The organism is Streptomyces sp. NPDC001153 (assembly GCF_053598315.1).
In genome coordinates, this window is the sequence record NZ_JBSFJZ010000001.1 from 336,979 (window position 1) to 357,592 (window position 20,614).

Here is a 20,614-nt window from a genome sequence, read left to right on the forward strand (position 1 = left end):
AACGCCACCCGGGAACAGCGCAGGGAGCGCAAGTGAGCCATCGGCCCATCGGACGCCGGAAGATCAGGAACACCACGGTGCAGCTGACCGAACTCGGCTTCGGAGCCTCCGCCATCGGCAACCTCTACGAGGCCACCCCCGCGAAGGACGCGGCTGCCGCGGTGGAGGCGGCCTGGACGGCCGGCATCCGGTACTTCGACACCGCGCCGCACTACGGTCTCGGCCTGTCCGAGCGCCGGCTGGGCGCGGCGCTGCGGCACCTGCCGCGCGCCGAGTACGTCGTGTCCTCCAAGGTGGGCCGGCTCCTCGTGCCCAACGAGCGGCCGCGCGGGGTCGACAGCGAGGGCTTCGTCGTACGGGACGACCTGCGCAGGCGGTGGGACTTCAGCCGGGACGGAGTGCTGCGCTCGATCGAGGAGACCCTGGAGCGCACGGGGCTGGACCGCCTCGACGTGGTCTACCTGCACGACCCGGACGACCACTGGCGGCAGGCCGCCGAGGAGGCCATGCCCGCGCTGGCGGAGCTGCGCGACCAGGGAGTGATCGGCGCGATCGGCGCGGGCATGAACCAGTCGGCGATGCTCGCCCGCTTCCTGCGCGAGACCGCCGCCGACGTGGTGATGCTGGCCGGGCGCTACACACTTCTCGACCAGTCGGCGCTGGACGACGTCCTGCCCGCCGCGCGGGAACTCGGCAAAAGCGTGGTCGCCGTCGGCGTGTTCAACTCCGGGCTGCTCTCCCACGACCGGCCCGCCGAGGGAATGATGTACGACTACCGGGAGGCCCCGCCGGAGCTGGTCGCGCGCACCCGCGAGATCGCCCAGGTCTGCGCGGAGCACGGGACGAGCCTGCCCGCCGCGGCCATGGCCTTCCCCCGCACGCATCCCAGTATCATCAACGTCACCCTGGGCATGCGAAACCTCGAACAGGTCGAGCGGAACGCGGAGCTTCACCACCGGCCCGTTCCCGACGGTCTGTGGGCCGACCTTCGTACTCGGGGCCTGATGAGGGCGGACGTGCCGGCGCGGGCCGGTCGCGGGAGGAGTGCGCGGTGTCTTTGACCGACAAGGCCATCGAGCACATCCGTGAGCTGATCCGCAGCGGCGCGCTGCCTCCGGGTTCGAAGCTGCCGCCGGAGGCGGACCTCGCCGCTCAGCTGGGCCTGTCCCGCAACCTCGCCCGCGAGGCCGTCAAGGCACTGGCCGTCGCACGCGTGCTGGACGTCCGGCGAGGCGACGGAACGTACGTGACCAGTCTGGAGCCCAGCCTGCTGTTCGAGGGCCTGGGCGGAGCCGTGGAACTCCTCCAGAGCGACTCGGCCGCGCTGCTGGACCTGATGGAGGTCCGCCGACTCCTGGAGCCGGCGGCCACCGCCCTGGCCGCCACCCGGATCTCCGACGACCAACTGGTCGAGGTCAAGCGCCATCTGGACGCCATGCGCGAGGCCCGCGACGACGTAGAACAGCTCAACGCCCACGACGCGGCCTTCCACCGGGCCGTGATCTCCGCGACGGGCAACGACTCGCTGCTCACGCTCCTGGAAGGCATATCGGGCCGCACGCTGCGCGCCCGGATCTGGCGCGGCCTGGTCGACGACCAGGCCGCGGGCCGCACCCTCGCCGAACACGAGGCGATCTTCACGGCCCTGTCCACCCGCGACGCCTTCCTGAGCCAGGCCACCGCCCTCCTGCACGTCAACAACACCGAGCAGTGGCTGAGGGAACACCTGCGCTCCTCGGAGTCACCCGCCACCGGTACAGCGGGGCTTCGCCGGGGTGCTCCGGCGAAGCCTCCCCACCAGGAGGCGTGAGGACTTCCCGAGGGCCTGCCTGTGGACGCCCTACAGGCCATGTCGACGGGGCGTCGGCTCGCTGCCGGCGCGGTCCGATGCCGGGTGCCTGCCGTCATCGGTGGTGCGGCGGGTGGGGTGGCGGGGGCGGGATGGTGTCGATGCCTGGCGCGGGCTCGGGCCACACCAGCAGGACGGGGCACGGGGCGTGGTCGACGATGAAACGGCCGGCATGCCCGAGGCTGCGCGGCCCGAGATGGGTCCGGTCACCGTCGCGGGTGAGGATGAGCAGGTCGGCTCCCTCGGCAGCGGCGACGACCTCCCGCTCGACGCGGCCGGTCCGCTCGACGCGGGTGCACGGGCGGCCCAGACGCCGCGCGGCCTCGGCCAGGAATGTCTCGGCGGAGGCAGCGGCGAGATGCTCCACCCGCGTGCCGGGGTCACGTTCGCCATGGCCGCGGCCGAGCAGACCGGCGAAGGCGCCGTGCGCCGCGCCCGGGACGTCGGCCGGGGTGACGTGGAGCAGCACGATGTCGGCGTCGTCGGGCGCGTGGGCACGGGCGGCGTCGATGCCGGCGGGCCAGGTGCCCTCGGTGATCCAGGCGATGACTTTCATGACAGTCAGCCTCCGATGAGGGTGAGCGAGGTCCACAGTGCCACCACCGACAGCCCCAGGGCGGCAGGCACGGTGAACACACCGAGCCGGGTGAACTCACCGAGTTCGACGTTACTGTCGTGTTCGTGCACGATGCGCCGCCACAGCAGAGTGGCCAGGGAGCCGGCGTAGGTGAGGTTCGGGCCGATGTTCACCCCCAGCAGGACTGCCAGGACCGCTCCCGGCCCGGACGGGGCGGTCAGCGGCAGCAGCACCAGCACGGCGGGCAGGTTGTTGATGACGTTGGCCAGCACCGCGGCCAGGGCCGCGATACCGAACAACGCCACCAGTCCCGTACCGCCCGGGATCAGGTGTCCCAGCGCCGCCGCCAGCCCGTTGTCGACGACCGCGCGGACCACCAGGCCCAGGGCCAGGACGAAGGCGAGGAACGGCACCGCGGCGGCCCGCACGATGGCGGTGGGCGTGGTACGGCGCTGGGCCAGGGCCCGCCCGGCGAGCACGAGGGCGCCGGCGAAGGCCGCCCACGCGGGGTTGACGTCCACCACGGAGGTGAGGACGAACCCGGCCAGCGTGCAGGCCACTGTGACCACGGCGAACACGGGCAGATCGCGTTGCTCGGCGGTGCGTGGAGCCTGAGCCCCTGCGTCCAGGTCGGTGGCGAAGAACCGGCGGAAGACCACGTACTCGGTGGCGATGGCCACCAGCCAGGGCAAGGCCATGAGGGCGGCGAAGCGCGTGAAGCTCAGGCCGCTGGCGGCGAACGCGAGCAGGTTGGTGAGGTTGGAGACCGGCAGCAGCAGCGACGCGGTGTTCGACAGGTGGGTGCAGGCGTAGACGTGCGGTTTCGGCCGGGCGCCGAGCCGCGCGGCGGTGGCGAACACCACTGGCGTCAGCAGCACGATCGTGGCGTCCAGACTGAGCACCGCGGTGATCACCGATGCGGCTGCGAACACCTGCACCAGCAGGCGGCGCGGGCGTCCCGCCGCGCTACGGGCCATCCACGCGCCGCACGCCTGGAACAGTCCCTCGTCGTCACACAGCTGGGCCAGGACCAGGACGGCCGCAAGGAACCCGATCACCGGCCCCAGTCGTTCCGCCTCCTCTCGGGCGTGCCCCAGCGAGAGCGCCCCGGTGGCGATCACCACGCCCGCAGCCGGGACGGCGACCACCGCCTCCGGCCACCCGAACGGGCGGATGACAGCGCACGCCAGCACCGCCAGCAGCAGAACGACGGAGACGGCTTCCGCCACGGATGAGTTCACCACTTGATCTTCCCCTGCCCGCGACCGCCCGCGCGACCCGGCGAGGGGCGGCCCCGCCTGCCGGGCAGCGCCCAGACGGGAGCCCCGTGCGAACCGCTGCTGTCGCAGCGTCATGGAGCGGTGCGTGAGGACGTCGTGCGGTGATGGCGACAGCCGAACAACTGCGAGGCCGCACATCTTCGTGGTGTGATCGGTTGTGGTCGGGTGCTGGTCGCCAGGGGCGTAGGCGGGGATCAGCGGTAGGCGCTCGTTTCCCGTGTCTGTCCGGCTGTCCCTGCTCCCGATCTTCCAGCGCACCCCGGCCCGGCGCACGGCCTCCGGCAGGGCGGCGTCGCGTCGGTGGTGGATGAGGAAGCAGGCGTACTCGACATAGGTGCATCCGCCTACGGGTTCCGGCGCCCGAAAGGCCCTCCGGGACAGCAGTAACCCGTGAGGGATCCCACAAGCGCGTCGATCGGTTGGCGCGCGGACGACGAGGGAGCTATCGTCGACTGGTAGAACGACCGGTCTTCCTACCTCGTGAGGAAGGGCCTGTATCGGCCTTCCCGGCTGGGCTGCCTCCAGACGGGGATCTGCCAGTAGGTCGCCGGTGCACGTCGAAGAGAGATCAAAAGGTTCCGTGAAACCAATCCGCGCCCCGGCCCAGCCGGGGCACCGCACAGAGCCGCTGCCACATGCGGCTCCGACGGGATCAGCCTCCCGACCGGATCAGCCGGACCGCGTCCAGCAGGGTTTTGTGGGCGGCAGTCGAGTCGTCCAGGTAGCCGGCTGCCATCGCGCCGTCGTACAGCATCAGCAGCGCACCGGCGGCCGACTCCGGGTCGGCGTGGCCGAGCCGGGTGAGCAGGTCCTGGAAGAGGTTGCGGATCCAGTTCCGGTGGGTCGTCACCAGGCCGCGGACCGGGTGGTCGGCGTCCGGGTACTCGGCGGCCGCGTTCAGGAACGGCGATCCGCGGAAGCCGCGCTCGCGGGCATGCTCGGCGATCGCCTCGAAGATCAGATCGATCGCTTCGGCGGGCGGGTATGCGGCGGCCAGCGGTTCGGCCACCTGCTTGTAGTAGACGTCCTTGGTCAGCAGGTAGGCCACGACCAGGTCGTCCTTGGAGGCGAAGTGCCGGTAGAAGGTCGCCTTGGTCACCCCGGCCTCGGCGATCAACCGCTCCACGCCGATCGCGCGTACACCTTCGTAATAGAACAGCCGCGACGCGGCCCGGACCAGGCGTTCCCGAGGAGGTAGGTCTCCTTCGACCGTGCTCTCCTGACGCTTGGGGTTGGTTGTCTTCTGCCCAGTAGTACTCACTTGCCCATTGTGCCCGTGGCCCGGCCCTGATTGGCCCCGGCCCTCATACGGCCTACCAGGGCCGTCACCCCTGTCCCGTACGGCCCGAGCAACGTGGCCGTGCATCGAAAGGTTTGAACGATGACTCGTCGTCTTGAAGGAACCGTCGCCCTGGTCACCGGCGCGTCCAGCGGCATCGGCCACGCCACCGCCCTCGAGCTTGCCGGCGAGGGCGCGTCCGTGGCCCTGGTCGGCCGGCGCGAGGACCGGCTCACCGGCCTCGCCGCGGAAATCTCCAAGGCCGGCGGCAAGGCCCTGGTCGTGCCCGCCGACATCACCACCGCCGAGGCCGCCGCGGAAGCGGTTGAGCGGACCGTCGAGGGCCTGGGCAGCCTGGACACGCTGGTCAACAACGCCGGCCTCATGCTGCTCGGCCCCACCCCCGGCGCGGACCTGAACGAATGGCAGCGCATGGTCGACATCAACCTGATGGGTCTGATGTACACCAGCCACGCGGCCATCCCGCACCTGGTCAAGGCCGCCGCCGACGGGCCGCGCCGGGTCGCCGACATCGTCAACATCAGCTCGCTGAACGGCCGCAACGCCTACGCCATGATGGTCGTGTACACCGCCACCAAGTTCGGCGTCACCGGCTTCAGCGAGGCGCTGCGCCAGGAACTGGCAAAGCAGCACGTCCGTGTGTCAGTCGTCGAGCCGGGCAGCGTCGACACCGAACTGCGCACCCATAACTCCGACGCCGTCCAGCAGCTCCTCACCGCCGGACTCGGCGACGTCGAACGGCTGCAGAGCCAGGACGTCGCCGACACCGTCGGCTACATCGTCACCCGTCCCCGGCACGTGGCCGTCGCCGAACTGCTCGTACGCCCCACCGAGCAGGCCTGAGTCCGAGCCCGGGGTCCACTCCGGGACAGGCAAGGAGGCGTGGTGGCGGTCGGCACTCCTGTCGCAGCAGCCCACACCATGGTCCGTGTCTGCCTTCTGCCGGCCACCCAGCTCCCGCATCAGGGGCCGCCTGTCGGATGGCCTTGATGAATGCCATCAGACGGACACGGCACACAAGAGTGGGCGATCAAGGGGGCTGGATCATGGAGGCAGCGCAGAGCCGACGGCAGGCGGGACACCGTACTCGCGTCTGAAGCAGACGACGTCGAGTCCCCCCCTGCCCGCGGTGCCAGGCCCAGCCCGGATCGCCGTGCCGCTCGCGCTCCGGCGCGGCCGCCGGGACCTACGGGTCACGACCCAAGCACCTGGCTGCGAAACACCCCCTGCACCCGCCCTGCGGCGCCGTCCGCCGGGCTCGCCCCGGTTTCGACCAGGACCGCTGCTGGAAGCGCAACACCGTCGCGCGGGCGGAGGTCTCTGACGATCGCAACGAGGCTGCCGCCGCAGGCGGATCCGGCCCCGGACATGATCGGCCGGACAAGTCCTCAGGAGGTCTGGTGCCGGAAACACGCCATTCAGGGCCCCGGTGAGAAGGCCGGGTGTGCCGCTCGTCGGACGTGGCCACCGCACCACCCGGAGGCTGCAACTCATTCCGGGAGTCCGTCGGTGGCCACCAGCGACGCTGAAGGGAAGCTCAGAGGCCGTCCAGCTCGGTCACAGACCGACCGGGTTGACGTAGGTACCCGGGTGGGTGGCTCCGTCCTGCTTGAGGATCTGGCCGCCGAACGGCCACTTCAGGGTGAAGTGCGTCGTCTCGTTCGGCGGGGTGACCAGGAACTTCGCCGGAACGAACTTCTCCTTCTGCGGTGTGGACCCGGTCACCGGGAGCAGGGTGATGCTGAAGTCCACCGTGTCCCCCTGCCCCAGGGTCATCTTTTCGGACTTCTTGGAGGAACGCGCCAGCGACCAGGTGCCGTCGGTCTTCTGAGCGCCGACCATGTCGACACCGGCGAAGCCGGACAGGGTGCAGGTGTGCTTGCTCCGGTTGGTGAACCAGATGTACGCCTGGGTCTGCTTCGCGGTCTGCCCCATCTCCGGCTTCGCGTCATCCCCCATGGCGAAGCCGGCCTTCAGGTCGGCGGTGTGGCAGCGGGTCGGCTCGGCTTTGGCGGGGGCGGCCGAGGCCGGGATGGCGGCAGCGCCAGTGCCGGCGGCGGCGACGACCGCAAGGGCCACGGCGGTCAGCTTGCTCTTCATAGTGTTTCGGGTCCCCTCGAAGACGAATCGGCACGCGAGGTCAGTGCGCGCCTACGCACCTGAAGACGTGCGATGCCTGGGGGACGTTCGGTGCACCGGGGAGCATGTTCCCGCCGGCCGGGCTCCCAACTGTGGCCGCGTACAAGCACTCATGCGGCGCGAGCCGTGGCAGCGTCGTGGGGAGGACACCGCAACGGCCCGCGACCTCACCTCTTGATCAGAGCCGCAGAACCTGGCCGGGTAGCACGGGGAGCGATCGCCCCGGTCTACCCGACCCTCCTGTCCAGCGGGGGCGTTGCGTTGTGTTACCCGGCGCCGTGGATGGCCTGGGGGTCTGTGACCGGCAGTGCGGGCTCGGCTTTCACGGTGGCGGGCGGCGGCGTCACATAGACCGGGGTGGGGTCGGGTTCGGGTGCGCACGTTTTGGCGATGACGCCTTTGCCTGCGGGGAGGCGGCCGTCTCGCAGGTAGTCGGTGAAGGTGTCGTCCAGGCAGGCGTTGCCGTGGAAGAGGATCTCGTGGAAGCTGCCGCCGTTCTGGACGACCAGTTTGGATCCGGGCAGTGCCCTGTGCATGGCGAGGGCACCCGGGTAGGGGGTGGCGGCGTCCTCGGTGGCCTGGAAGAGCAGGACGGGCGGCAGGCCCTTGCCGGTGATCTTCAGCCGGCCGGCCGGGTTGCCCTGGTAGGGCCAGAACATGCAGGCGGCGTTGTACCACATGTTGTTGTAGGTATAGAAGGGCGCGACGGCGTTGACCTTGGCCTGGTCCCTCTTCCAGAACTCCCAGTCGCGCGACCAGTCGTTCTCGGTGCACTGGACCGCGTTGTACGCCGGGAAGGTGCCGTCGTCGGCACCCGGAGCGGCATAGCGGTTATAGGCGCTCTGCAGCGGGCGGGTGTCGTTCTTGGTGAGGTAGGCCGACAGTGCGGTTGCCATCTGCGGCCAGCGCAGGAAGTTGTAGCCGCCGCCGTAGAAGGTGTCCTCGAACTCTGCGGGGCCGATCTTGCCGGGGGCCGGGGCGGCTGCTACCGGGCTGATCCGCAACGCGGCTTCGACCTGGTAGTACTTCTTCTCCACGGTGGCAGCGTCCGTGCCCAGGTGGTAGACCGAGTCGGCCTTGGCGGTCCATGCCGCGAAGGCGTCGAACCGGCGCTGGTGCTCCTTGTCCTGCAGGACGTTGTGGTCGTACCAGCTGATGGTGGGGCCGACGATACTGTCGAGCACCATCCGGCGCACGTGCGAAGGGAAGAGCTGGCCGTACGTCGAGCCCAGCGAGGTGCCCCACGAGCCCCCATAGAAGTTGATCTTCTGGACGCCGAGCGCCCGCCGGATGCTGTCCATGTCGCGCGCGTTGTCGACGGTTGTCATGTGTGGCAGGAACCAGCTCCAGTTCGCGGCGCAGTCGGCGGCGTACGTGGCCGACTTCTCCAGCCATGCCTGCGACGTGCCCTGGCTGACCTGGTAGTCCGGCCGCTCGGCGTCGAAGTAGTGTGCGTCGCAGGTGACGTGGGGTTCGCTGGCGTTGGTGCCGCGGGGGTCGAAGCCGATCCAGTCGTAGGTCGAGGCGACGTCCTGGGGAATCTTTCCGGAGACGTAGGCGGGCATCCACAGACCGGAGTCGCCGGGGCCGCCGGGATTCAGCAGGATGGGCCCCTGCCGTTCACTCTCGGGCGCGGTGGCCGGGAGCCGGTTCAGCTTGATCTTGATCTTGGCGCCGTTCGGCCGCGTGTAGTCCAGCGGCACTTCGAGCATGGCGCACTGCAGCGCAGGAGTGGTCGCATCGTGACAGGAACTCCAGATGAGTTTCCCCTGACCCACACCCTCCGGCGCGGTCAAGGAAGCCGAAGCGGGGGTGACACCCGCGCAGACTCCGCCGATGACGGCGACGACCGATAACAGGGCTCTGGCTTTTGTCATGGAGGCATCATGTGGCATGTGCAATATCACATACCACCTTCAGAGTAGGCGTTACTCAACTGTGACTCGCTGGGCACGCATGACAGGCCGCGCAGACGGGCTACCGGTGATGGTCGGCGTACGACGGATCCGCAGGCATCGCTCGACGAGCAGTGGAGGGCCTTGAACGCGTCGACGGCGGAGTCGAACCTGGCGGTGGTGAACGTCACGGGCGGCTGGAGGACTCCGTTCCTGCGGCCTCGGCACCGACCACGACGACAACGACGCCACACTGGTCAAGAGCGCCGAGGTCCACATCAAGCAGGCTGCCGACGCGGCCAACGGCAAGGTCACGGCCGCCAAGACCGACGACGACCACGGCAACGACTCCGGCGACCACGACGAGGACCGAAGCCCGAGCTGTCCAGGAACCGGTCGTCTCTGGGGCACAAGCTGCGCTATGCCGTACGGCACCCAGGACGCATCCCTTCCCACCTCCGCCGCGCCGCGCGGGACACCTGGCTGGGCCTCCGGCACCGCGACCACGTCGCGTACTACCGCGCCGTCATGGCCTCCGACACCGCGCGCAGCCCCGAGCGTGCCGTCGGCAGCGGATCGGAGGCCGGCTGGCCGGCACTCGGGCAGATGCAGTTCGACTACCTGCTCGAACACGGGCTGAAGCCGCAGGACCGGATGCTGGAGATCGGCTGCGGGAACCTGCGTGCGGGGTGGCGGTTCATCGGCCACCTCGACCCCGGTCACTACTACGGGATCGACATCTCGCCGGACATCCTCCTCGAGGCACAGCGCACCCTCGTCCGCCGGGGCCTGCAGGACCGCCTCGCCCATCTGGTCCTCGTCGAGAACCTGAAGCTCGACTTCCTGCCCTCGGGCTGGTTCACCGTGGTGCACGCCCACAGCGTCTTCTCGCACTCGCCGCTCGAGGTGATCGAGGAGTGCCTGACCAACGTCGGGAGGGTGCTGGCCCCCGGCGGCTTCTTCGACTTCACCTACGACCGCACGGAGGGCCCCGAGCACCAGGTGCTCCGCGAGGACTTCTACTACCGCACCGAAACCCTCCTCTCGCTGGCTGGACGGCATAGTCTGAGCGCCCGCTTCATGGACGACTGGGAGCGGCGCCCGCACGGCCAGTCGAAGATCCGGGTCACGCACGAGGTGGCGGTGTAGCGGTGTCCCGCTGTGGCGGTCCGGTGAAGCTGCTGGTGAGAGGCCAGTAAGAGCAGTCGATGACGGCCCCCGAGCCCTGCCGTCGGCGGTGGTCGGCCAGGCACACTGGCTGGGCCGACCGCCCCGGAGGAAGCCCCACCCATGGACAGCACACGACACCGGCTCGCGAGCCTGCACCCTCGCCGCAGCCTGGGCACCGTGTTCGCCCTCTCCTTCGCCTGCGTCACCGCCGCCACCACCCTCCTCGGCGGCGTCCTCAGTTACAACGCTGCTGCCCAGATGGTGCGCATCGACCAGGACGACGTCTTCCACGGCGTCGTCGACGACCTCCACCAGCAGGTCGCTCAGCATCGTCTGTCGCCGTCGGACTACTTCAGTGTCAGTCCCGACACCGACAGCCCCCGCGACGATCTCTCGCGCCGCATCCGCACCGACGTCCAGGTCCTCGGCCGCGCGGGCCGCGTGGAGGAACGTGGCTTCCCGGCACTGCCGGTCCGCGCGGCCGACCGCGCCGCGGCCTCGCACGCCAAGGCCGGACACACCATCTACTACAAGGCCGAGATCGAGGGGGACCGCTACCGGGTCGCCACCGTCGCACTCGGCGGCGGCCGGGGCGCCGTGCAGGTGGCGCAGCAATACAGCGACACCGAGGATCTGCTCAGGGAGCTCAAGGAACGCACGGTCGAGCTGAGCGCCATCGTCCTCGTCGTGGCGGGCCTCGCGGGCTGGTGGCTGGCGCGCCGGATCGCCGGGCGGCTGGTCCGGCTGACCCGGGTCGCCGAGGACGTGGCCCGCACCGGCCGGCTGGACACCGCGGTCCCGGTCGCCGGGCCGGACGAAGTCGGCCGGCTGGGCCGGGCGTTCGACGGGATGCTCGGCAGGCTCGCCGCCTCCGAGGAGGTGCAGCGGCGCCTGGTGCAGGACGCCGGACACGAACTGCGCACCCCGCTGACCTCGCTGCAGGCCAACGCGGCCCTCCTGGACCGCATAGACCAACTGCCTCCCCAGGCCAAGGCGGACCTGATCGCGGACATGAAGAGCGAGACCCGCGAACTGGTCAACCTCGTCAACGAACTGGTCGACCTCGCCGCCGGTGACCGGAACGCCGAACAGCCCACAGAGATCGTTCTCGGCGCCCTGGCTGAAGACGCAGCCGCCCTCGCCCGGCGCCGCACCGGCCGGGAGATCCTCGTCGACTGCGACGACACCGTCGTACGAGCCCGGCCGGAGGCGGTGCAGCGGGCGCTGTCCAACCTGCTGGAGAACGCGGCCAAGTTCGACCAGGACGGAACCGAGCCGATAGAAGTCGCGATCACGGGCACGCGCGTGGAGGTGCGCGACCGCGGACCGGGCATCGCCGAGGCCGACCTGTCCCGCGTCTTCGACCGTTTCTACCGCGCCGACAGCGCCCGCAGCCTGCCCGGCTCCGGGCTGGGCCTGGCGATCGTGCATGCCGTCGCCGCCGCCCACGGCGGTACGGCCTTCGCCCACAACCGCGCCGGCGGCGGCGCGGTCATCGGCTTCACCCTCGACCCAGCCTCCCGCGTCGAACGCTCGTGTACGACGCCCATGGCCGACTCCGCCGCCACGCCTCGCTGACCGGCAGAACCCGCCCGGCCATCCGCGCTCAGCGTGACCGGCTCCGGCACCCATGCGCCGACGCCCTCGTGACCCCGGGAGACAGGTAGATCCGCAGTCCTTCCCGCCGGACGGACGTCCAGGCACGGGAGTAGGAGGGCGGCGCGCTCGTGCCGTCGGTCAGGACCGCGACCGGTGTCGGTGCGGGTGAGGGCGGCGGCCGTGGTGTTGGCGTTTCTCCCGCTTGGCGTCGACGGAGGAACATCCGGCGTAGACGGCGATCGGGACGTTGTCGCCAGGTGCGGGGTGCCGTGGTGACCCGGTGGGCGAGGGCGTCGCGCCGCCGCGCCGGCGGCGGCGCGACCGGGATCGCCACCAGCGCGTATGCCGGGAGCAGGAATCGGGGCGCTGCGTAGCCGATCAGGAACAGGTACGGGAAGGCGGCCGTGGCGGCGCAGCCCAGCGGTACCAGTAGCACAGCGTACGGCCGACCAGGCTCCGCAACTGGTCGTCCACGGCCAGGTTCCAGCCCAGCCCGCCCTGGATACTGGAGCCCTCGGCCAGCCGCTGAGCCGGACCGTCGTGACTGAGGTACGCCTCGACGACCCACTCGGCCGCCCCGGCGACCAGCCTCCCACGAGCGCGACCGGCAACCGCCAGTGCCGCCACCGGCGTACGAGAGCCGGCGCGGCGAGTAAGGGCATGCACGCCAGACCGCGTCCGTCGGCCGCACGAGCGCCATCAGTGCCGCGCTCACCGCAAGGCCCCATACCGGAGCGCGCCGGGCTCGGTCCTGCTGGACCCGCAGGAAGCAGCCGGCGCCGGCAAGCGCGCAATGCGTACGGCGCGTCTACGGGGCCATCTCGTACGCGCCGGACAGCGCCTCGACCCGCTGCCAGACCCGCTCCGTGCGAGCCTCGTCGACGACCGGCCGCCGGACCGCACCCAGCGCCCAGTCCTGCTGCGCTTCGGTCGCCGAGTCCTTGCCGTGCAGTTCGACGGCGTGCGCGGAGAAGTCCCGCACGAGGACGGCGAAGAGTTCGTCGAGCACGTCCTCGTCGAGTCCGGTCAAGGCGGCCTGCTCCAGGACGAGCTGCCCGTGCACGACGAGGGCGAAGAGCTGACCGACCGCTAGGAGGAGGTCGAGGTCGCGGCTCTGCTCCGCGTCGGGGGCGGCCGTGGCGACGAACACGCAGAGTGCGTCGGCCTGTTCGCGGAAGCGGGTCACGTTGGGCAGGTGCGGGTACGCGTCGAAGGCGGGCCGCCAGTCGTGGAAGCGCACCGCGCCGAGGCCGCGGGCCGGTCCCTGCCGGAACAGGAAGTCGTCGTCGGCCGCGTCGAGGCGGGTCGGCACGCCGGGGTACTCGACCGGGTCGAGGAGGTGGCTGCGCATGAACTTCAGGATCAGCGCCAGGTTGACGTGGACCGTGCCCTCGAGCTTCGGCAGACCGCGGATCTCCACCGCCGCCTGGCCGAAGTAGTTGTCCTTCTCGAAGCCCTTGGCCGCGATGACGTCCCACATCAGGTCGATGACCTTCTCACCCTCCGTGGTCACCTTCATCTTCGTCATCGGGTTGAAGAGCAGGTAACGGCGGTCGTCCGGGCCGGCGGAGCGGAAGTAGTCGACGGCGCGGTCGCTGAAGAACTTCATGCCGACGAGCCTGACGTACGCGTCGGTCAACTCGCGCCGCACATGCGGGAAGCTGGTGACGGGGCGGCCGTAGAGGACGCGGTTGTGGGCGTGGGTGACAGCCTCGTACATCGCGTGCTCACAGATGCCGATCGAGGCGGTGCACAGGTTGAACTTGCCTACGTTGACGGTGTTGAGGGCGGCGTCGAAGGCGGCGCGGCCGGTGTGCAGGACGTCCGCGGCCGCTACGGGATAGTCCTCCAGGCGGAACTCGCTGACGAACTTCGAGGAGTCGACGACGTTCTTGACCAGGTGGTAGGCCGGGTGACGGCTGTCGGCGGCGAAGAAGACGTAGCCGTCGGGTCCATCGAGGTCGGTCCGGCGGCCGAAGACGGAGACGAGTCCGGCGGCGTTGCCGTTGCCGATGTAGTACTTGGAACCGGTGGCCCGGAAGCCGCCGTTGCCGTCGGGCTCGAGCAGCATGTCGGTGGAGTAGATGTCGGCGCCGTGGGCCTTCTCGGACAGGCCGAACGCGAACACCTCTCCCTGGGTGAGGAGTTCCGCGGCGCGGGAGCGGGCGGCGGCGTTGTCGCTCTGCCAGACCGGGCCGAGTCCGAGGATCGTGACCTGCCAGGCGTACCAGTAGTCCAGGCCGTAGAAGCCCAGGATCTCGTTGAGCGCGGCGATACGGGCGGTGTCCCACCGCTTGTCCGGTTCACCCTCCCCCGCGGCGGACGACGGCGTCAGGAAGGTGGCGAACAGGTTCTCCTTCGCTGCGAAGGCGAGGAAGTCACCGAGCCACGCACGGGTCCGGTAGTCCTCGATCAGCCGCCCCTTTCCGCGCTCCTCGAACCAGTCGACGGTGGCGCGCAGCAAGCGGCGCGTCTCGGGGTCGAAATGCGCGGGGTCGTAGGTGCGCGGGTTGAACAGCAGCTGGTCAGCCATGGTGAGGACGCCTTTCGGCTGGGGGACGGGGGGAATCGGAACTCTGTACGGCTGGACCGGCAGGCTCGGGAGGACCTGCGGAGGTGCGGCGGCGATCAGCGGCACGGACCGAACCGGGCCAGCGTGGCAAGGACGTCGTCCAGCCAGTCGATCATCATCCGCTCGTACGCGATGCCGCCGCGCAGTACGACGTGCTGGAGCTCCCGCTCCGCGTCGAGCGGTGCCTGCGGACCGGCCGCGTTTGCCTCGGTCGCTGTGAAGTCCCGCGCCTCTCCTGCCAGATAGTGCGCCAGCCGGTCCCGGTGCGTCTGCCGGTGCCGCTCCACCTCGCGGATCAGGGCGGTAGGGTCGTCGAAGGCGGCGCCCCGGATCTTCACGGCCAGGTCGTGGCGGACACTCTCCGGCTCGATCGGATCGTGCAACCAGGACGACAGCGCCGCCCGGCCGAGGTCGGCGACGCGGTATTCCTTCTTGTCCGGCCGGCCCTGCTGCGGGATGTCCCTGACGTCGACCCAACCGTCGTTCTCCATGCGCTTGAGCACGCGATAGATCTGTTGGTGGGTCGCGGTCCAGAAGTAGCCGATGGACCGCTCGAAACGCCGTGCCAGCTCGTAGCCGGATCCCGGCTTCTCCAAGAGCGACACCAAAATCGCGTGTTCGAGTGCCATACCGCCGATCCTGCTATGCAACTCGTTGCATAGCAAGCCTTCCCCGCTCCGATGCGACGCGGCTCACTGGGCAACCCGGCGGTGGCTCTCAAGGACAGACGTAGGTGAAGCTCGCCTTCGCCTCCATCGGGGCCGGCTGGTGCGAGATCCTCAGACGGGCGGTCCCCCGGAAGCGACCCGAACCGCGGACCGTCCAGCGCAGGTGCACCATGACCCGGCGCTCACCGCGGTGGGCGGTGCGGACCAGCTCGCCCGAGTCCTGGCCGTCCGCGCGCAGCCACCGGTATGTGACAGGGCCGCCGTGCCCGTCGGTGGTGACGACACCTATCAGGTCGGCCGTCTGATCGCAGTGCAACGGCCCGGCGGGGGCCTGGACCCGCACGGCGACGACCGCGGGAGCGGGGGCCGGGCGCAGCAGCAGCCAGAGCAGGACGGCAGCGATCGCGACGACGGCGGTGGTGACGGTCCAGCCCCGGCGTCTGCGGCGCGAGCGTGGGGAGGTGGCTGCCACTGCCTCGGACCGCCATCGTGCACGCAGGGCGTCCTGATCCTCCAAGGGAACCCCGGGCCCGAACCGGAGCAGGATCTCGCCGCAGTCCTCCCCTGCCGCCACCGGAGGCGAGGTGGCACGGTTGCGCTTGCCCAGGACGGTCGCCTGGGTGTCCGGGGCTGTGGCACGGCGAGCGCGGCCGACCGTGGCGAGCTGGTCGGCGATGGCTGGTGGGTGAGGTCCTGGGGCGGGCAGGGGAACTCGCGGGTCGGGCCGCGCGGCGCTGTGGGCGCGGGTCGCCGTGGCGAGTTGGTCGGCGGTGGCTGAAGGGTGGGACGCGCGGTCGGGCGCGGTAGCAGGGTGTTCGGGGGCCGTGGGGCGGGGAGCGGGGTCAGCCGGCGCCGGGTGACGGTTCGTCGGTGGAGCCGGGCGATCGGGAGCCACTGCAACGGACGGTGCCGGTCCCTTCGACGGCGCGAACTCCGGGGTCGACGCGGCAGTCGCCGCGCGCAGCGCCGTACGGCGCAGGAAGTCCGCCGGGAGTGCCGCGCGCCCGCCCACCAGGGCGGCCCGGGCCGCTGCCAGCCCCTCCGACTCGGCGGTGGCGGAGCAGCGGGCGACCAGGTCCGCCGCGGGGGTTCCGGGCTGCGTCCAGGCGGCGCCGAGGGTGCGGGCCAGGGCGGCCCAGGCAGCGGTGCCGACTGCCTGGTGCCCGGCGCGCGGCGTGTCGCCCGACACCCGTACTGCCGCCACGTCGCCCAGCACCATGCCCAGCTCCGCCTCGGCCAGCAGGGCGACCCCGTCCGGGGCCATCACGACGGTGTCGGGGCCGAGTGAGCCGTGGGTCAAGCCTGCTGTGTGCAGGGCGAGGAGGGTCTGGGCGGTCTCGTTGAGGATGCTGGCCACGCTGCCCGCGTCCGGGCGAGGGCCGTCGGCCGACGACAGGACGTCGGCCAGCGTGGGGGCCGGTGGCCGAGCCGTCAGCAGCCACACCTCACCGGCCTCCGCCACGAGGTCGACCGTAGCGAGCAGACCGGGCAGCCTGAGCTTCGCCGTGCTGAGCACCGCCGCCGCCAGGCGCTCGCGCGTGCCTTCGGGCGCCAGCAGAGCGCGGTCGATGCGCAGCGCGCCGAGGGTGGGCTCGCCGGGCCGGGCGGGGAGCAGGGCATGCCAGGTGCCGTGGCGTGTGTGCCGGGACCAGCCGGACAGGGGGCGGCCGGCCACTGTGGTGGCTGTCGTCATGTCGATCCGTTCTCGTCGCGGCAGGGGGTGGCTCTCGAGCCCCTCGGGAGCATGGTCAGCACGGCGGTGCGTCCAGGGAGGCCGTCTGCGGACCGTTCGCTGCCGCCGGGTCGCTGCTGAGCGTGACGTCCCAGGTGCCCCGGCACGGGTGGTTGGAGAAATCGGCCTCGAAGGTCAGGTCGTACCGCGTACTCCCGGACAGGGTCTGGGATTGGGAGCCGTACGCGTCGGCGGGTGTGTCGACGTAGTAGTTCGCGGTGACGGTCAGCGGACCGGTGCCCGTCGTCTCGACCGACGCCGCCGCGATGAGCGTGCCCGGTTTCTGTCCGCGCTGCCAGGAGCCGATCGTGAGGGTGACCGTGCCGGGGGTGGCCGCGCTCGGGGACGCGGTGGCCGGCGGCTCGGCCGGTGCGGTCGTCTCCGTGGACGGGGTCGGCGAGGGCGACGGGCTGTCCGAGGGCGTGACGGAGGGTGGTGCGTCGGCCGTGGGCGGGGCGACGGTCGGCGAGGTGGGCGCGGAAGGTGAAGCGCCCGGCTCGGTAGGGGAGTCGACCGGTGACGGGGATGACGGGGTCGAACTCGCCTCGGTCGTCGACGTGTCGTGCGGGCGGCCCGTCGCGTACGTTGCTCCGCCCGTGACGACCACCAGCGCGGCCACCCCACCGGTGGCCACCTTCCATCCGCCGCGCTTCAGCCGGCCCAGCAGGGTCAGCGCACTGGCCGAGCCGTCGAGCGCGGCGGTCGTGGTGAACGGGAACAACAGGGCGAGCAGCGCGGCGAGTTCGGCCAGTCTGCGACGGCCGCGCTCCTCCCAGCCGGCGCCATAGCCTTCGGTGGCGGACCGTTCCAGGTCGGCGAGGAACGTCTCGACGTCGGGCCGGTCCGCCGGGTCCTTCGCCAGACCCGCGCGCAGCAGCGCACGCACCGGCGCGGGTACGTCGTCCAGCGGGGCCGGTGCGCGCAGGTGCTGCAGGCGCAGCGCGGTCACGTCGTCGCCGGGGAACGGCCGCCGGCCGGTCAGGCACTCGAAGAACACCACGGACGCCGCGTAGACGTCGGCCGCCGGGCCGGCGGGCTCGCCGTTCCACTGCTCCGGCGCCATGTAAGCGGGCGTGCCCGCGGCCTCGGTCTCCCGGCCGCCGCGCACCGCGATGCCGAAGTCGGCGAGCGCGCTGGTGCCGTCGCCGCGGACCAGGACGTTCTCCGGCTTGTAGTCGCGGTGCACCACCCCGGCCGTGTGGGCCGCGCCCAGTCCGAGCAGGGAACCCTTGAGCAGGACGAGCGCGGCCTCGGGGCCGGTCGCCCCGTGCCGGCGCAGCAGGTGGCGCAGGCTGACGCCGTCGACGGCCTCCATCACGATCGCGGCACCGGCGCGGGCCTCGACGTACTCGTACAGCCGCACCACGCACGGGTGCCGCAGCTCGCCGAGCAGCCGGGCCTCGGCCCGGAAACGGGCCAGGAACTCCCGGTCCGTGCACAGGCGCTCGCTGAGGTACTTGATGGCGACGGGCACGCCGGTCGCGGTGTGCCGGGCGAGGACGACCCGGCCGCCTGCTCCCTCGCCGAGCGTGCGGACGGCCTCGTAGCCGGGTACGGCCCAGCCGCCGTCGGCGTGCGTGTTCTGGGTCATGCCGTCCTGGGTCATGCCGTGCCCTCCACCGGCGCGGGGAGCCCGGCGCCCTGCGGTACGTCCTTCGCGCCCCGCCGGCGCCGTACCCGGCGCAGCAGCCAGCGCACGGGCGCGGCCCACACCGGGAAGGCGACCAGGGCGACCACGGCCGCCTCGATCACCGTGGTCCACGGCTCGGCCAGCCGGCCCTCGAGCAGGTCGCCGATCCGGGAGCGCCAGGCCAGCAGGGCGAGGGCGAGGAACCCGTAGGTGCCCACGACGACCGCGAGGCCGTAGGCGGCCATGCCCGCCTGGCGCGGGCCGGGCCGGTTGCCCGCGCGCAGGTCTCGCCACAGGCCCGTGCGGAAGTAGGCGCTCGCCTCCTCGCGCAGCCGTGGCACCCGCAGGGCATCGGTCAGCGCCTGGTAACCGTCCAGCGGCATCAGCGGGTTGAAGTTGTAGAGGGTGTTCAGGTAGAGGCCGAAGGCCAGGTGGTAGAGGATGGCCGAGACGGGTCCCGCGGGCAGCAGGGCCGCCCCCGTGGCGCACCAGCCGGCCAGCGCCGCCGTGGACAGCGGCCCGGACAGGGCCACCACGATCCGTGACCAGCGGGAGCCGAACCACATGTCGCTGGTGTCCACGAACGCGAACGGCATGCCCATCATCAGCAGGAACCCGCCGCGCCGGACCTTGCGGCCGTACGACTTCACGGCCAGCGCGTGCGTCAGCTCGTGGACGAGAAGCGCGGTCACATATCCGGCGGCCAGCAGGACCGGGCCCCACACGCCCGATCCGCCGAAGTCCAGCAGGTGGTACCGACCCTGGGCGGCGAGGAACGCAACGAGGCCGCCGGCGACCGACAGCCAGGCGAGCAGCACCCCGGTCCGGGTGAACAGCCGCCAGCCGAAGGCCCGGTAGAGCCGGGTCACCAGTCGGTCGAGGCCTGGGACGGACACCTCCAGCTTGAGTAGCGCCCGGTACGCGGCACTGGCCGCACGCCGCCAGCCGTTCGGCCGTTCCTCCTCCGGCCGGCCGGGCAGGCTGCGCAGCAACCCGGCTTCCGCGAACGCGGCCAACGCGGACTCGATTCGGGGCAGGGCGAGTTCGCCGTAGCGGTCGGCGTAGGCGAACAGCAGGTCCCGTAGGGTGTTGTCACCGTCGACGGCGTGCCAGAGGAAAACCTGGCGCTCGTCCAGTTCCAGATAGCGGCCGGTGCGGGTGCTGCTGAGCACCCAGCGGGGGGCGCCGCGTTCGGTGGGGACCTGCTTGAGGGCCCAGCCGGAACGCCGTCGGGGACGCGCGGTGAGCGGGCCGTTCGCCTCCGGGGCCTCCTCCTGTCCGGCGGTGGGCAGATGGGTCAGCTGGGTGCCGACGACCATCGTGCGGGAGCCGATCCGGGCGTCGCGGGGCTGCTCGAACACCAGGCGTACGTCACCGACGGACAGCTCGGTGCCGTCGGCGAGACCGGCCGCTCCGCCGTGCAGCTCGACACCGCCGACCGCGGTGCCGTTGAAGGAGTCCAGGTCCTCGATCCGGAAGCCCTCGGCGGTGCGGACGATGCGGGCGTGACGGCGCGAGACGCTGCCGTCGGACAGGACGACGTCGTTGTCCTCGCCCCGGCCCAGCATGGTGACAGGTCCGGTCAACGCGACGAGCAGGGTGGGGTCGTCGAGGCCGCGCAGCTGGGGCGCGGCGTACGACGTCGGTGCGGCACCCCGACGCGGGGTGCCGCAGTGCAGGCAGTACGGGAAGTCGCGCCGCACGTGGACGCGGCAGACGTGGCAGAGCATGCGCTGGCTCAGCCCGCGCCGGAACCGCTGGCGAACGTTCCTCCGTCGAAGCCTGCGTCGGCTTCCGCGGCGGGGCCGGAGTCCGGCAGGTGCGTGGCGGCGTTTCCGAGGCCGGAGGCGGGCAGGCCTCCCTGGACGATGATGTGATCACCGCTGCCACCCTCGCCCGAGGCGGGCAGGCCACCCTGGACGATGATGCGATTACCACCGCCGGGCTCACCGATACCGCCGGGACGCCGACCGATGTTCTCCTGGCTGCCTCCGCCGTTTCCGTCGCCCCCACCGTCACCGCCGCCATGACCACCGCCACCACTGGGACGATCGGTGTTCTCCGGGTCACCACCACCCTCACCACCACCGCCACCACCGTCACCGCCACCATGACCACCGCCACCACTGGGACGATCGGTGTTCTCCGGGTCACCACCACCCTCACCACCACCGCCACCACCGTCACCGCCACCATGACCACC

General features: G+C 71.2%; 17 protein-coding genes and 1 pseudogene. 6 read left to right on the forward strand and 12 right to left on the reverse strand.

Going from position 1 to position 20,614, the window contains the following annotated elements; all coding sequences use genetic code 11:
- The first annotated feature begins 32 nt into the window (after positions 1–32).
- Both ACWDEN_RS01525 and ACWDEN_RS01530 read left to right on the forward strand, forming a co-directional pair.
- Positions 33–1,061 carry an aldo/keto reductase gene (locus ACWDEN_RS01525; protein WP_351610957.1) on the forward strand — a complete coding sequence of 343 codons (1,029 nt, stop codon included), beginning with the start codon at positions 33–35 and terminating at the stop codon, positions 1,059–1,061.
- Positions 1,052–1,810 carry a FadR/GntR family transcriptional regulator gene (locus ACWDEN_RS01530; RefSeq protein WP_351610955.1) on the forward strand — a complete coding sequence of 253 codons (759 nt, stop codon included), beginning with the start codon at positions 1,052–1,054 and terminating at the stop codon, positions 1,808–1,810. Before ACWDEN_RS01525 ends, ACWDEN_RS01530 begins: the two co-directional genes overlap by 10 nt.
- 94 nt (positions 1,811–1,904) lie before the next feature.
- On the opposite strand, the gene ACWDEN_RS01535 is transcribed toward ACWDEN_RS01530, so the two are convergent.
- The 3 genes from ACWDEN_RS01535 to ACWDEN_RS01545 form a co-directional block, all read right to left on the reverse strand.
- Positions 1,905–2,405 (reverse strand): universal stress protein, encoded by a 501-nt coding sequence (locus ACWDEN_RS01535; RefSeq protein WP_351610952.1) that lies wholly within the window; start codon positions 2,403–2,405, stop codon positions 1,905–1,907.
- A 5-nt stretch (positions 2,406–2,410) separates the two neighbouring features.
- The gene (locus tag ACWDEN_RS01540) at positions 2,411–3,667 is read right to left on the reverse strand and encodes an SLC13 family permease (RefSeq protein ID WP_351610949.1); all 1,257 of its coding nucleotides are present in this window, start codon (positions 3,665–3,667) and stop codon (positions 2,411–2,413) included.
- A 691-nt stretch (positions 3,668–4,358) separates the two neighbouring features.
- A complete protein-coding gene (locus tag ACWDEN_RS01545) occupies positions 4,359–4,967 on the reverse strand; it encodes a TetR/AcrR family transcriptional regulator (protein ID WP_351610947.1) in 609 nt (202 codons plus the stop codon).
- A 120-nt stretch (positions 4,968–5,087) separates the two neighbouring features.
- Here ACWDEN_RS01545 and ACWDEN_RS01550 point away from each other — a divergent pair, with 120 nt between their 5' ends.
- Positions 5,088–5,849 carry an SDR family NAD(P)-dependent oxidoreductase gene (locus ACWDEN_RS01550; protein WP_450856623.1) on the forward strand — a complete coding sequence of 254 codons (762 nt, stop codon included), beginning with the start codon at positions 5,088–5,090 and terminating at the stop codon, positions 5,847–5,849.
- 714 nt (positions 5,850–6,563) lie between these two features.
- On the opposite strand, the gene ACWDEN_RS01555 is transcribed toward ACWDEN_RS01550, so the two are convergent.
- The 3 genes from ACWDEN_RS01555 to ACWDEN_RS01565 all read right to left on the reverse strand — a co-directional run bounded on the left by ACWDEN_RS01555 (position 6,564) and on the right by ACWDEN_RS01565 (position 9,401).
- On the reverse strand, positions 6,564–7,106 hold the full coding sequence (locus ACWDEN_RS01555) for a DUF4232 domain-containing protein (protein WP_351610941.1): 543 nt from the start codon (positions 7,104–7,106) through the stop codon (positions 6,564–6,566).
- A 305-nt stretch (positions 7,107–7,411) separates the two neighbouring features.
- Positions 7,412–8,857: an alpha/beta hydrolase gene (locus ACWDEN_RS01560; protein WP_351610939.1), complete on the reverse strand. Its 1,446-nt coding sequence runs from the start codon at positions 8,855–8,857 to the stop codon at positions 7,412–7,414.
- Between the two features lie 370 nt (positions 8,858–9,227).
- Entirely contained in the window at positions 9,228–9,401 is a 174-nt protein-coding gene (locus ACWDEN_RS01565) for a hypothetical protein (RefSeq protein ID WP_351611035.1), read from the reverse strand.
- A gap of 20 nt (positions 9,402–9,421) precedes the next feature.
- Here ACWDEN_RS01565 and ACWDEN_RS01570 point away from each other — a divergent pair, with 20 nt between their 5' ends.
- Positions 9,422–10,189 carry a class I SAM-dependent methyltransferase gene (locus ACWDEN_RS01570; protein ID WP_351611032.1) on the forward strand — a complete coding sequence of 256 codons (768 nt, stop codon included), beginning with the start codon at positions 9,422–9,424 and terminating at the stop codon, positions 10,187–10,189.
- 141 nt (positions 10,190–10,330) lie between these two features.
- Positions 10,331–11,788 (forward strand): sensor histidine kinase, encoded by a 1,458-nt coding sequence (locus tag ACWDEN_RS01575; RefSeq protein WP_351610937.1) that lies wholly within the window; start codon positions 10,331–10,333, stop codon positions 11,786–11,788.
- A gap of 271 nt (positions 11,789–12,059) precedes the next feature.
- Here the strand turns inward: ACWDEN_RS01575 and ACWDEN_RS01580 are convergent.
- The 6 genes and pseudogenes from ACWDEN_RS01580 to ACWDEN_RS01605 all read right to left on the reverse strand — a co-directional run.
- Positions 12,060–12,599: pseudogene (locus tag ACWDEN_RS01580) on the reverse strand (hypothetical protein); the annotation flags it as partial.
- 18 nt (positions 12,600–12,617) lie between these two features.
- Entirely contained in the window at positions 12,618–14,342 is a 1,725-nt protein-coding gene (locus tag ACWDEN_RS01585; RefSeq protein ID WP_351610934.1) for an acyl-CoA dehydrogenase family protein, read from the reverse strand.
- A gap of 95 nt (positions 14,343–14,437) precedes the next feature.
- A complete protein-coding gene (locus tag ACWDEN_RS01590; protein WP_351610932.1) occupies positions 14,438–15,010 on the reverse strand; it encodes a PadR family transcriptional regulator in 573 nt (190 codons plus the stop codon).
- 88 nt (positions 15,011–15,098) lie between these two features.
- The gene (locus tag ACWDEN_RS01595) at positions 15,099–16,742 is read right to left on the reverse strand and encodes a hypothetical protein (RefSeq protein WP_351610930.1); all 1,644 of its coding nucleotides are present in this window, start codon (positions 16,740–16,742) and stop codon (positions 15,099–15,101) included.
- 55 nt (positions 16,743–16,797) lie between these two features.
- The gene (locus ACWDEN_RS01600) at positions 16,798–18,387 is read right to left on the reverse strand and encodes a serine/threonine-protein kinase (RefSeq protein ID WP_351610928.1); all 1,590 of its coding nucleotides are present in this window, start codon (positions 18,385–18,387) and stop codon (positions 16,798–16,800) included.
- Positions 18,384–20,141, reverse strand: coding sequence for an FHA domain-containing protein (locus ACWDEN_RS01605; protein ID WP_351610927.1), 1,758 nt, complete (start codon positions 20,139–20,141; stop codon positions 18,384–18,386). Before ACWDEN_RS01605 ends, ACWDEN_RS01600 begins: the two co-directional genes overlap by 4 nt.
- An 89-nt stretch (positions 20,142–20,230) precedes the next feature.
- Between ACWDEN_RS01605 and ACWDEN_RS01610 the strand changes: the two genes are divergently transcribed.
- On the forward strand, positions 20,231–20,614 hold a 384-nt coding region (locus tag ACWDEN_RS01610), incomplete at its 3' end, for a hypothetical protein (protein WP_450856628.1).

Bases quoted from the DNA above. Each gene is read 5' to 3' on its own strand.
- ACWDEN_RS01535 (WP_351610952.1), bottom strand. From the start codon at position 2,405: ATGAAAGTCATCGCCTGGATCACCGAGGGCACCTGGCCCGCCGGCATC.
- ACWDEN_RS01550 (WP_450856623.1), top strand. From the start codon at position 5,088: ATGACTCGTCGTCTTGAAGGAACCGTCGCCCTGGTCACCGGCGCGTCC.
- ACWDEN_RS01555 (WP_351610941.1), bottom strand. From the start codon at position 7,106: ATGAAGAGCAAGCTGACCGCCGTGGCCCTTGCGGTCGTCGCCGCCGCC.
- ACWDEN_RS01560 (WP_351610939.1), bottom strand. From the start codon at position 8,857: ATGCTCGAAGTGCCGCTGGACTACACGCGGCCGAACGGCGCCAAGATC.
- ACWDEN_RS01575 (WP_351610937.1), top strand. From the start codon at position 10,331: ATGGACAGCACACGACACCGGCTCGCGAGCCTGCACCCTCGCCGCAGC.
- ACWDEN_RS01585 (WP_351610934.1), bottom strand. From the start codon at position 14,342: ATGGCTGACCAGCTGCTGTTCAACCCGCGCACCTACGACCCCGCGCAT.
- ACWDEN_RS01590 (WP_351610932.1), bottom strand. From the start codon at position 15,010: ATGGCACTCGAACACGCGATTTTGGTGTCGCTCTTGGAGAAGCCGGGA.
- ACWDEN_RS01595 (WP_351610930.1), bottom strand. From the start codon at position 16,742: ATGACGACAGCCACCACAGTGGCCGGCCGCCCCCTGTCCGGCTGGTCC.
- ACWDEN_RS01600 (WP_351610928.1), bottom strand. From the start codon at position 18,387: ATGACCCAGGACGGCATGACCCAGAACACGCACGCCGACGGCGGCTGG.
- ACWDEN_RS01605 (WP_351610927.1), bottom strand. From the start codon at position 20,141: ATGCTCTGCCACGTCTGCCGCGTCCACGTGCGGCGCGACTTCCCGTAC.